We start from the raw sequence: 12,213 nt of genomic DNA, 5'->3' as shown, positions 1-12,213 counted from the left end.
AAAAAATCCAAACCAACCCCCAACCCGACGGGGCACAAAAAGGAGCTGGCCCGTTAGAAGATTTAAACCATACGCCCAAACAACTTATGTTATTTACAATGACGCCGCTAAAGGAAAAGCGCCATCCGGCATACACCAACCGCAACACACATACAACGCATCACGGCCAGAACAAAAAATCAACCAACAAAAAAGTACATTGGCACACTATTGAGTTCTCAAACATCATCCGCACACTCTTTACACTGAATCTTTTTATTCACTGCTCTGAGCGGCTGGAGTTCATACTCTAGCTAATAAGTTTGAATCTTGTCAACTAGGAGTTAATCTCCGTGTCACCAGCTTCTCGCGGCGACTTCGATAAATATACGCAGAGCTCAGCACAACAACAAATCCGCTGGTCAACGTCCATATCTATCGTTTATCTCTTTTGCGATCTCGCACCGCCATCTCGCCTCGAAAAACGACGAATCCCGCCGCAGTACGCGACGGGATTTGCCAATGCATAATCGGCGTTGGTGGACCCTAACTAGTTGAGCTTGGCACCAGCAAAATTCTTCTTGCCACGACGAAGCACAAGCCACGCACCGTGTAGCAAGTCCTCGGCGGCCGGCTCCCACTCATCAGATTCGATGCGCTGGTTATTGACGTATGCACCGCCCTCTTTGATGGTTCGACGAGCTGCACCCTTGGAATCGGCAAGGCCAGAAGCAACCAACAGGTCCACAATGGTGCGTGGTTCACCAGAAGCAATATCAGCGACGGTGGTCTCAGACAGCGCACCAACCAGTGTCTGCTCATCCAACTCAGCAAGCTCTGCCTTACCGAACAGGGCCTGTGCGGCAAGCTCAACGGACTTCGTGGCTTCCTCACCGTGGACCAAATTGGTCATTTCCTGCGCAAGGCGGCGCTGTGCCTCACGACGGAAGGGCTCCTCGGCAACCTTCTGCTCGTACTCAGCGATTTCTTCCTGGCTCAGGAAGGTAAACCACCGCAAGTAGTCGATGACTACAGAGTCACCCGCGTTGAGGAAGTACTGGTACCAGGAGTAAGGCGATGTTTTCTCCGGATCGAGCCAGAGCTTTCCGCCGCCAGTGGACTTACCAAACTTCTGCCCCTGGGCATCCGTCACGAGCGGAACCGTCAGGCCATGCACCTTGGCTCCCTTGACGCGTCGGTTGAGATCAACGCCAGAGACGATATTGCCCCACTGATCGCCACCACCGATCTGCAGAACACAGTCAAACTCATCGTGCAGATGAACATAGTCATTGGACTGCAGGAGCATGTAGGAAAACTCGGTGTACGAGATGCCGTCAGATTCCAAACGGCGCTTGACGGTGTCACGGTCCAGCATGGTGTTGAGAGAAAAGTTCTTACCCACATCACGCAGGAAGTCGATGACGGTCATCTTCGAAGTCCAGTCAGCATTGTTGACCATGGTGGCGGCGTTCTCGCCCTCAAAATCAATGAACTGACGCAGTTGCTTCTTAATGGCGACCATATTGTCGTTGATAGTCTCCTGCGAGAGCATGGTGCGCTCCCCTACATCGCGCGGGTCACCGATCTGGCCCGTCGCACCACCTGCCAGGGCAATCGGATGGTGGCCAGCCTTCTGGAAGCGACGAAGCATGATCATCGGTACGAGGTGGCCGGCGTGCAGCGAATCACCTGTCGGGTCAAAACCGCAGTACAAGGTGATGGGTTCTTCGCAAGCCTCACGGAGTGCGTCGAGATCGGTGGACTGGTTAATGAGGCCGCGCCACTGCAGCTCATCAATGATATTCATGAAGGCTCCTTTGAAAATCGATTCGTTCTTTTGAGATCTAGTTCTGGCGCGGCCACGGCGTAGCGTGGTCCACCAGCATGACGGGGATGTCGTTCTCAATGGGATAGGCCACGCCAAGACGATCATTGACCAAGACCTGTTCCTCGGCCAGATACTTCAACGGACCTTTATCCTGCGGACACACCAGGATGTCAAGCAGTTGCGAATCGAGACTCATAAGCGCTAAGCCTACACTTCCCTAGATTCCACGGAAGGAAGGGTCCCACCATATTCGAGTTTGAGCGCCATAGAATGATTGCGCAGCTTGCGGACCGAGTTCTGGGAAATCGCCTCCTTGATTTGCTCCATTTCGCGGCCCAGGATACTGAGCGATTCACTCATCTCCTCGACAGCAACCGGATCCTTCAGGTCTGTCACATCGAGGTAAGACCTCACCAGCTCCTTGGAGTGTTGTTCAATCATGTCGCGCACGAGGGCTTGCTGGTGCGGAGCCTCATCGAGGCGGTGCCAGTTGTCCAACACCCACACTGCTGATTCATCGAAAGAATCCCACGCTCGTTGGACAGGGCTAGGAAGCTTGTGCGCTGTAAAGGCGTATCGGACTTCCTCCAAGGTATGGATAAGCTCGCCTTCTCCGGCTTTGGGAGGCTCCAGAACCTTCTCCTGCCGTGGCGGCGTCACGAACCCAGCCGCCATACCTGTGCAGATTGCGACAACCGGCCACAGGAAACCCAATCCACCGCCGCTTAAGACATGAAGGACAACGACGAGCGCGGTAACCGCAACGCCGACGACAACTTTTCGCGAGTTCAGGGCGTTCATGTAGTGCAGATCCTCCTGGGAAAGGTGGAATTGTTTTACTGGTAGGCACGAATTTCTTCGAACGCGGCAGCAAGGTCACCGTTGAGCGCATCAAAGGTCTTGCCACCAGTCAGCTGAGCTAGTTCTTCCATCTCTTGGATATTGGCTTCACCATACAAGATGACAAAGACAGGAATCTCCTTTTTGTCCTCGGGCAACTGCGCATAAGCTTCCTTCAGCTGTGCAAATGTGCGCCCACGTGTAACTTCGCCGTCGGTCATGAGCACCACTGTGCCAATATCGCCGCCGCTGGTATCCACTTCATCGAAAGCGTTCAGGACGGCCTCGAAGGTCGCGGTATCGCCATCCGCAACGAGGCGTTCCACGCGGTCTGCAAGCTCCTTGGTAGTTGCCGGCTTATCCTTATCCACGCGTGCACGAGTTGGCTGCTGGGGCTCTGAAGAATACGGAATCAGCTTGATATGCTCGCGATTTCGGAAGGCAACTTGACCTTCGCCATCTGGGGTGCCGTCAGCTGAGCCGTCGATAAGCGGGAGCAAACTACTCTTGAGTAGATCCATGCGCTCGCCTTCCATGGAGCCGGAGGTATCGAGGACCAAAGCCGTGTTGCCAGGATTGCGCAGTTCATGGGCGAAGGCAGCCTCCAGCGCATCAACGGTTTGCTCGTTTGCCGGGTAAGGCAGCTCAAAAACAGTGCCGGGCAAGTCAGAACTATCTACTCGCAAATGGAAACTTGTGAGCTTGTCTGGATGCTCCGCAAACCATTCAGCAAGCGCCTGCACTTTCGCTTCTGCGTCTTTGTCCGAAGAGCTCGCCAAGGAAGACAGCGGATAGTCAGCCGAAATCACTCCATCGGAGGGGATGACCACCTCTATGTCTGCTCCCTCATCTTTGAGCTGGTAGAGCACAGATTCATAGTTAAAAATTGCATCGGCTTGCTCTGGGTGCTCGCGGAAGCGGTCGGCCAACCAGCCAGAGGAACCCGATGTCAGGGTTTGGTTGCCAAAGAGCTTCTGCACTTTTCCAGTGGACTGCCTGATGTCCTCTTCCGTGAGGGCGCGTCCTGTGTCCGCAAAAGCGGTCGTTGCTGCCGATAGTGCGGAGAAACCCGAATTTGAGGTAGAAGGATCCGTCATGCCAAAAGTTATTCCGGAGTCAGCGATTTCTTGCCACGACGGCTGCTTGCTGGTCCAGCCTTGCTCTTGTGCCACAGAGGACTGCACGCCGAGAGCTATTGGGGAACGCGCCACGCTGTGCTCTCTTCCCAGCTGGTCATCTGCACCAATAATGCGCGCATAGCGATTGGTGGCAAACCACGTCGCGTCGTAGGTCCCTTCGAAACCACCTTGCTTAAGGGTACGGGAATTCGCCAGCGTTCCGTCCTCGGTGGTCATGGTGATGTCGAAGCCGAGGTCTTGGGAGGCGTCGGCAAGCACGGGCTCCAGAGGTTCGAGCTCCGTTGCCGCCACGATTCTGAGACCGCCGCTGAATGAATTCCCGGAGCCGGGTTTCTGAGAGTCATCGAACAGATCCCCCATCGAACAGGCCGTCAGCGCCATGGTGCCCACTAGGATGAGCAGCACTCTCAGTGACCGAAACATTCCCTCACAACCTTCCTGATGCTTGTTGCTGCGGAGCCTTAACCGACTACCTGCAGAATTTCCTCGAAATCCGCCCACCGCAGCTGGCTATATTCGCCGCCGTCCACGGGGATACTGTGATCGTTGGATGGATCAAATTTCGGGTTGAAGCCGGAGCCCTGCGTACTGAGCCCGAGGCCCTCCATCACCGCAGGGATGCCGTCCTCATTCATTGCTTTAGCAAACAGCACTCCCTCCTCAGTGCGAGGAATGACGATGCTGATCAACGTCGTCGGTGGATCCAGAGCTAGGGGTGTATAGCGGGACAGGTCCTCGCCCTCATTGCGCAGGCGCACGTACTGATCGGTAGTTGCCAAGACCATGGGCATCTCCCCCTTATCCACCCGAAGAAAAGCATTGAGGATTCCCTGCTCGGTGGTCTCACTGTAGCCTTGTTCCGCTACGAGATGCCGCATGATGTCATCAGCTTCCGCATCAATCTTCGCCTTGTCATCACGTCCTAGTTCCTTCTGCGCGTAATCCTCCCCAACGGTGCGAAGAAGGCGTGCGTAACGCAATGCGGCAAAAGACTGACTTACCTGGGGCACTGCCACGTCCACGACACGCGGCGATCCGAAGGCTGGGCTAATGTCACGCCAGCGAGTGTTTTCCTGGGACATGTCCACCAAGGTCTCTACATTCAACGAAGCTAAGTTGCCGGATTCCGTGACCAAATCGTGGTCCTTCATGTCCTCGACTAGGTCACTATGCACCAGCACCTGCAACTGATTGCCAAACACCATCGGAAAACCTTCATCCAGTTCCGCCAGCTCCGGGTTGGCATTGCGCAGATCAGACACCCACGCAGCGCCATTGGGATCCGTCAGAATGAAGTCATAGTCCTTATTCACGGTGCCGGTGTGATCAACAAAGTCCCGAGCCGGCACAACGTCAAGTTCCAGTTCAATGTTGTGCTTCTCCAAGGCCTTAAACGCGGCAGGATCCCTAAAGGTGGCTTCCAGTTCTGGACTAACTGCGCCGGTGACATGGATTGTGTCCTTGAAAATGTTGAGCTTCGACAGGGAACCACCTCCACGCCCTACCGCAAGGGAGGCCACGGCGAGGACGATGAACACTCCGGCAATCACGAAGGACTTGGTGCGCTTCGTCGACGATGTGCTGTTCATGATCTAAATCATAAAGTGATCTTCTTCTCATTGCTGGGTAAAGGAAGGGGTGAGGGGGTAAAGCGGAGGCCCGCCACCTTGCCCCACCCGGTTCTCTAAAGAAGAGAAGGAACGTTCGCCACCAAAGAGTAGAGGACCTTCGGGACCTCAGGGTTAGCGATAATATCAATCTCGGACTCTAAGTCGGTACCACGAAGGTGGGAAAGATATTGTCGGCGTCGACAAGCACGCCGATGGCCGGAACCGTCTGGAATCCGTACGCGGACTGGAAGGATGACCGTTGACGGACTTAAAGGATAGAACCAGCCCCAACGATGTCAGTGTGCCGAACGGCAAGCCGGAGCCGATAGCAGAGACAATGGCAATCATCTGCAGCTACCGGTTGCTCATCCCCTTCTGGAGGACCTGTTCCTCCGAGACATAGAGCACTTTCTCTTAATCTTGAGACTCCGCGCTAGGAGTCCGAAGTGCTTCAGCCATGGGGTTACTCCATGTCACCCCACATAAGAAAAGAACCGCATGGCCATAAGGACCATGCGGTTAAAGAAGCTGGCGGGTTTAGCGCAGCGGAGTCTGCGCCCATTCGCGTGCGTCACGAGCACGCTCGCGAACCTTTTCGCGCTGCTCCACCACGCGGACACCGGCGGTGCCGCCCTTAGTGGAGCGCGACGCCACGGCCCCATCAATGGTCAGCACCTCACGGACCTCTGGGAGCAGGCGCTTGTCGACGCCCGCCAGTTCCTCATCCGTGAGATCCACCAGGTCAACGCCGCGGGACTCTGCGATCTGCACACACGCACCGGAAGCCTCATGAGCCTCGCGGAAAGGAACGCCTTGGCGCACCATCCACTCGGCAAGATCAGTGGCCAGAGTGAAACCGCGCGGTGCGAGCTCGCGCATGCGATCTTCGTGGAAGGTCAGCGTTTCAACCAATCCGGTCATCGCCGGTAGCAAGAGGTTCAGCTGCGCCACCGAGTCAACGATAGGCTCCTTATCCTCCTGCAGATCACGGTTATAGGCCAAGGGCTGCGCCTTAAGCGTTGCCAGCAGGCCCGTGAGGTTGCCAATGAGCCGGCCGGTCTTACCACGGGTCAACTCCGGTACGTCCGGGTTCTTCTTCTGCGGCATGATAGACGAGCCCGTGGACCAGGCATCATCCAAGGTGACATAGCCATATTCCGGGGTGCACCAGTAGATGATCTCTTCGGATAGGCGCGACATGTCCACGGCAATCTGGGTAAGGACGAAGGCCGTTTCGGAAGCAAAGTCTCGTGCTGCCGTGCCATCCAGAGAGTTCTCCGCGGAGGAGTCGAAACCGAGCTCCTCGGCGATAGCCTCCGGGTCCAAGTGCAGCGAGGAACCCGCGAGTGCACCCGAGCCATAAGGTGACACGGCCAAGCGCTTGTCCAGATCCTGGAGGCGCTCGATATCACGCAGCAAGGGCTGGGCGTGTGCGAGAAGCTCGTGCGCAAGCAGAACTGGCTGTGCTGCTTGGGAGTGGGTCTTGCCCGGCATAATCGCATCCGGATGAGCTTCAGCCTGACCAGCCAGAGCTTCCACCAAGTCGGTGACTTGGAGCGCGATATCGCGGATGGTATCGCGGATCCACATCCGGAACAGGGTGGCTACCTGGTCGTTGCGTGAGCGTCCAGCGCGCAGGCGTCCACCAACCTCGGGGCCAACAATGTCGATGAGCCCGCGCTCCATCGCGCCGTGGACGTCCTCGTCCGTCGGCAGTGGGGTGAATTCGCCAGAAGCAACCTTCTCTCCGAGTTCGCTGAGGCCGTTGAGCATGGTGTCCAAGTCTGCGTCCGACAGCAATCCGGCCTTGTGCAGGACCTTGGCGTGAGCCTTGGAGGCCAGCACATCATAGGGGGCGAGGACCCAGTCGAAGTGGGTGGATACGGACAGGGCAAACATCGCCTCGGAAGGGCCGCCCGAAAAGCGGCCTCCCCACAACGCGCCCTCATTAGTCTTGTGCATCGATTCCTTACCTTGACCTTGACTGTGCTGGTTTACTTGCCGGTGGGGAAACCGCCGTCGCGGTCACGCTGGTTAGAGATCTGCGTCGACAGACCGTGCAGCTGGACAAAGCCCTTGGCCGCAGTCTGATCGAAGGTATCACCGGTGTCATAGGTGGCCAGGTCGAAGGAGTACAGCGACTGGCCAGAGCGACGGCCATTGACGGTGGCGGTGCCGGCATGCAGAACCATGCGGATATCGCCGGTGACGTTCTCCTGGGTGGACTCGGTGAAGGCATCCAGGGAGCGCTTCAGCGGCGAGAACCAGAGGCCGTCGTAGACCTCTTCGGACCAGCGGGCGTCGGTAAGGCGCTTGTAGCGGGCCAGCTCACGCTCCACGGTGACATCTTCCAATGCCTCGTGGGCCTTGATGAGAACCATGGCGCCCGGGGCCTCGTAGACCTCGCGGGACTTGATGCCCACCAGGCGGTCTTCCACCATGTCGAGGCGGCCAATGCCCTGGGCGCCGGCGCGGCGGTTGAGCTCCTCGATAGCCTGCAGGACGGTAACCGGCTTGCCGTCGATGGCAGTGGGCACGCCCTTATCGAAGGTGATGGTCACCTCGTCCGGGGCATTGCCCAGGTCTGGCTGCTCGGTGTAGGCGTAGAGATCCTTTGTCGGCGGGTTCCACAGGTCTTCGAGGAAGCCGGTCTCGACCGCACGGCCCCACACGTTCTGATCAATCGAGAACGGGGACGCAGCGGACTGCTCGATCGGAAGGTTGATTTCCTCAGCGAAGGCAATCGCCTTATCACGGGTCCAGGCATAGTCACGCGCCGGCGCAATGATTTCCAGCGCCGGATCCAATGCACGGAAGGAGACCTCGAAACGCACCTGGTCGTTACCCTTGCCGGTGCAGCCGTGAGAAACATGGGTACCACCGTGGGCCTGAGCGGCCTCCACGAGGTGCTTGACGATGAGCGGGCGCGAGATAGCAGACACCAGCGGGTACTGCTTCATGTACATGCCGTTCGCCTTGATGGTGGGCAAGCAGTACTCTTCTGCGAACTCATCCTTTGCGTCGACAACGATGGACTCGACAGCACCGCAGTCGAGAGCACGCTGGCGCACAGATTCCATATCCTCGCCGCCCTGACCAAGGTCAAGGGACACGGCGATAACCTCGCCGCCGGTCATCTTGGCCAGGTAGGGAATGGCGACGGAAGTATCCAGACCGCCAGAGTAGGCAAGCACAACGCGTGCAGTCATAGTAGTTTGCTCCTTTTAAGACAGACAGGTGCTAAAAATTGAACTTATTTATATTATACAGACTTACGTATAAATGTTAAATGCTGCGGCTGGTGAGCTTTTCTGCAAGCTCACGGCCTCCGAGTCCTTCACGTGCTAGGACAAAGATGGTGTCATCGCCCGCAATACACCCCACCACATCTGGCAGGCCCACACGATCAATGAAGGAAGCTAGGTACTGGGCAGCGCCCGCGGGCGTGCGGAGCATCGCGATATTGCCGGAGAAATCGTGGGAGACCACGAGTTCTTCGAGCATGCGACGCAGCTTCTCGCGCGGACCGTTGAGCTGGTCTTCGAATTGCTCCAACTCGCCGCCCACCACGTAGAAGGACCGGCCACCATCGCGTTTTACTTTCTTGGCGCCCAGCTCATCGAGGTCACGCGACAAGGTGGCTTGCGTGATGTCGATTCCCTCATCGAGCAAGAGCTCGGAGAGCTGGACTTGGCTCGTGACCCGTGTGCGGTCAAGAATCTCCAAGATCTTTGCTTGGCGGGCATTGCGCGTCGTTGGGGTCGTCGTCATTCGCTTAGTTCTCCTCCTGAGCTGCAAGAAGCCACACGAGCAGCGCCTTCTGAGCATGGAGGCGGTTTTCCGCCTCGTCGAAGACACGAGATTGTGGTCCGTCAATCACCTCAGCGGTCACTTCGCTACCGCGGTAGGCCGGCAAGCAGTGCAGGAAGATTGCCTCATCCTTGGCACGGGACATGACCTCTGGGGTGACCTGGTAAGGCAGGAACGGGGTGCGACGGTCCTTGCCGTCATCTTCCTGCCCCATGGAAACCCACGTGTCAGTGATAACAACGTCGGCGCCGTCGACGGCGTCGAGAGAATCAGTCACAGTCACCGTGCCGCGCTTGCGGGCACGTTCCACAAACTCCGGCTGCGGCTGGAAACCTTCCGGCGCAATGATCGTCATCTCCATGCCCGCGGTGGCAAAGCCCAACATATAAGAGTTAGCCATATTGTTGTTGCCATCACCCAAGTAAACGGCCTTGCGGCCAGCTAGGTCACCGAAATTCTCGCGGCAGGTCACCAAATCTGCCAGGATCTGGCAGGGGTGTAGGTCGTCGGACAGGGCGTTGACGATGGGTACCGTCGCGGTTTCAGCCATCTCCAACAAATTCTGGTGCGCATAGGTGCGCCAAACGATAGCCTCGACGAAACGGGAGAGCACGGCTGCGGTGTCTTGGTATGTCTCGCCCTTCCCCATTTGCGTGGACTTAGTCTCCGTAACGATGGCGTTGCCGCCTAGGTGAGCGATTCCTGCCTCGAAGGAGAAGCGCGTGCGCGTCGACGTCTTATCAAAAAGAACCGCGACTGACTTCGGGCCCTCCAAAGGACGCTCGGCAAAAGGATCCTTCTTCAACCTCAGCGCAAGATCAAGAACCTCCGCTTGCTCCTGCGGTGTGAGGTCATCATCGGCCAAGAAATGGCGCACGCTCATCCAATATCCTCCAGTACCTTATGCAGGCGCTCCACAGCCTGCGCGAGTTCTTCATCGGTAATCACTAGCGGCGGGGTCAAGCGCACGACCTCGCCGCTTGGGGCGTTGAGAATAAGACCGTGTTGCAGGCCCGCAGCCACAACGTCCTTAGCCACCGACTTATTTAATACAACTCCTAGCATAAGCCCTCGGCCCCGGACAGACTGCACAGCCGGAGATTTAGCCAGCTCGGCGCGTAGCCACTCGCCCTTGCGGCTAACGTCGGCGAGGAAGGGGTCGTCGACAAGCTCCAGCACCGTCGCTGCCGCCGCACAGGAGACGGGATTGCCGCCGAAGGTCGTACCGTGCGAACCCGGAGTGAAAAGGCCTTTGGCCTGACCACGAGCAATGGTGGCGCCAATCGGCATGCCCGCGCCCAAGCCCTTGGCCATGGTGATGACATCCGGAAAGACGTCCTCATGTTGGAAGGCAAAGAAATCGCCGGTGCGCCCCACACCCGTTTGCACTTCATCGACGATCATGAGGATCCCGTGTGTGGTGCACAGCTCGCGCACTGCGCTCAAGAATCCATCGGGCGCCGGAATCACACCGGTCTCCCCCTGAATGGGCTCCAAGATGATGGCGGCAGTATCCTCCGGGTTCTGTTCCACCAAGGTGGTCAAGTATTCAATGTCGCCGTAGGTGTAGAACTCCACCCCGCCCGGGAAAGGTTCAAAGGCCTTGCGCTTTGCAGGCTGCCCCGTCATGGCGAGAGAGCCCATCGTCCGGCCATGGAAACCATGATGTGCGGCGAGAATGCGGCGGCGCCCCGTCAGGCGAGCCAGCTTAAAGGCAGCCTCATTGGCTTCGGCCCCGGAGTTGGAGAAGAAGACACGGGCGTCGCTGTCCCCCACCTTCTCCAGCAGCTTTCCGGCAGCCTCGACGACGGGTTTGCTGGCGAAGAGATTGGAGACATGCCCCACGGTCGCCACCTGAGTGCTTACCGCTTCTACGATGGCCGGGTGGGCATAGCCCAGCGAGTTCACCGCAATGCCGGCGAGCATATCGATGTATTCTTTACCGTCTTCATCAGTCACCGTGGCTCCCTTGCCGGAAACGATGGCCACGGGTGGGGTGCCATAGGTGTTGCTTAACACCTCTCCCCACCGTTGCGTCAATGTGGTCTGCGCAGTCACTTGTTATCGTCCTTCCTGAAGACCGTTCCTTCTGGGTAGTCCTCACGGTTGTAATCATTGGGCAGCACCATCGTGCCGATGCCGCCCGTAGTGAGCAGCTCCAATAGCACGGCGTGGGCGATACGCCCGTCGATGACGTGGGCGGCGCTCACATCACCCTCGACGGCCATGAGGCAGGACTCCATCTTCGGAATCATGCCCGAATCCAGGCCTGGGAGCAGGGCTTTGAGTTTGTCGACCTCAATTTTCGACACCAGTGAATCGCGATTGGGCCAGTCGGTGTACAGGCCCTCCACATTGGTGAGGATGACAAGGCGCTCAGCACCCAGTGCTCGTGCCAATGCACCGGCGGCGATATCCGCGTTGATGTTGTAGACCTCGCCGTCATTTCCGGGAGCGATGGTCGAGACCACCGGAATGCGCCCAGCCTCGATGATGTCCATGACGGCGGAGGGATCGACGCTGACGATGTCTCCCACCATGCCGATATCGGTGGGCTCGCCGTCGACGTCGACAAGCCGCTTGCGGGCCTTAAACAGACCCGCGTCCTCACCGGATGTTCCCACGGCGTAGGGACCGTGGGAGTTGATGAGGTTCACCAGACCGCGCCCCACCTGGCCGAAAAGAACCATGCGGACCACGTCCATGATTTCCGGGGTGGTGACGCGGAAGCCGCCCTTGAATTCTCCCTCAATGCCGAGCTTGCCCAGCATCTCATTGATCTGCGGGCCGCCACCATGCACAACCACAGGCTTAGCGCCTACGGTGCGCAGGAAAACCATGTCGGCGGCAAAGGCGGCCTTGAGCGAGTCATCCACCATCGCGTTCCCGCCGTACTTGACGACGACGATCTTGTCGCGGTAGTGCTGCAGCCATGGCAAAGCTTCCGCGAGCACCGTGGCGCGGTCAGCATTGCTTAATCCCGGAAGCATTCTTCCTCCCTGTG

12 protein-coding genes are annotated in these 12,213 nt (G+C 57.8%); 1 reads left to right on the top strand and 11 read right to left on the bottom strand.

Annotated elements, in window-relative coordinates:
• The coding region (locus HMPREF2537_RS12820) for a hypothetical protein (RefSeq protein WP_168162409.1) at positions 1–293 on the top strand (293 nt) is incomplete at its 5' end.
• A 236-nt stretch (positions 294–529) separates the two neighbouring features.
• Here the strand turns inward: HMPREF2537_RS12820 and tyrS are convergent.
• From tyrS to argB, 11 genes are all read right to left on the bottom strand, one after another.
• Positions 530–1,789, bottom strand: coding sequence for a tyrosine--tRNA ligase (gene tyrS, locus HMPREF2537_RS08165; protein ID WP_070527558.1), 1,260 nt, complete (start codon positions 1,787–1,789; stop codon positions 530–532).
• Between the two features lie 37 nt (positions 1,790–1,826).
• Entirely contained in the window at positions 1,827–2,006 is a 180-nt protein-coding gene (locus tag HMPREF2537_RS08160) for a Trm112 family protein (RefSeq protein WP_070527553.1), read from the bottom strand.
• Positions 2,007–2,017: 11 nt separating this feature from the next.
• Positions 2,018–2,611: a hypothetical protein gene (locus HMPREF2537_RS08155; RefSeq protein ID WP_070527549.1), complete on the bottom strand. Its 594-nt coding sequence runs from the start codon at positions 2,609–2,611 to the stop codon at positions 2,018–2,020.
• 35 nt (positions 2,612–2,646) lie between these two features.
• Entirely contained in the window at positions 2,647–4,212 is a 1,566-nt protein-coding gene (locus tag HMPREF2537_RS08150; RefSeq protein ID WP_070527545.1) for a vWA domain-containing protein, read from the bottom strand.
• A gap of 38 nt (positions 4,213–4,250) precedes the next feature.
• On the bottom strand, positions 4,251–5,378 hold the full coding sequence (locus HMPREF2537_RS08145; protein ID WP_070527544.1) for a hypothetical protein: 1,128 nt from the start codon (positions 5,376–5,378) through the stop codon (positions 4,251–4,253).
• Positions 5,379–5,936: 558 nt separating this feature from the next.
• A complete protein-coding gene (argH, locus tag HMPREF2537_RS08140) occupies positions 5,937–7,361 on the bottom strand; it encodes an argininosuccinate lyase (RefSeq protein ID WP_070527542.1) in 1,425 nt (474 codons plus the stop codon).
• Between the two features lie 32 nt (positions 7,362–7,393).
• The gene (locus HMPREF2537_RS08135; RefSeq protein WP_010190050.1) at positions 7,394–8,608 is read right to left on the bottom strand and encodes an argininosuccinate synthase; all 1,215 of its coding nucleotides are present in this window, start codon (positions 8,606–8,608) and stop codon (positions 7,394–7,396) included.
• Positions 8,609–8,684: 76 nt separating this feature from the next.
• Entirely contained in the window at positions 8,685–9,170 is a 486-nt protein-coding gene (locus HMPREF2537_RS08130) for an arginine repressor (protein ID WP_070527538.1), read from the bottom strand.
• Positions 9,171–9,174: 4 nt separating this feature from the next.
• Positions 9,175–10,092: an ornithine carbamoyltransferase gene (gene argF, locus HMPREF2537_RS08125; RefSeq protein ID WP_070527535.1), complete on the bottom strand. Its 918-nt coding sequence runs from the start codon at positions 10,090–10,092 to the stop codon at positions 9,175–9,177.
• Positions 10,089–11,267 (bottom strand): acetylornithine transaminase, encoded by a 1,179-nt coding sequence (locus HMPREF2537_RS08120; protein WP_070527532.1) that lies wholly within the window; start codon positions 11,265–11,267, stop codon positions 10,089–10,091. Before HMPREF2537_RS08120 ends, argF begins: the two co-directional genes overlap by 4 nt.
• Positions 11,264–12,199, bottom strand: coding sequence for an acetylglutamate kinase (gene argB, locus HMPREF2537_RS08115; protein ID WP_070527529.1), 936 nt, complete (start codon positions 12,197–12,199; stop codon positions 11,264–11,266). The genes HMPREF2537_RS08120 and argB overlap by 4 nt, the downstream gene beginning before the upstream one ends.
• Positions 12,200–12,213: the final 14 nt, after the last annotated feature.

Origin of the sequence: Corynebacterium sp. HMSC074E01, from assembly GCF_001808885.1 — a bacterium.
In the GTDB taxonomy this organism is placed as follows: Bacteria; Actinomycetota; Actinomycetes; order Mycobacteriales; family Mycobacteriaceae; genus Corynebacterium.
Note: the sequence above shows the minus strand (reverse complement) of the source record. Positions and strands in the feature narration are given on the sequence as shown.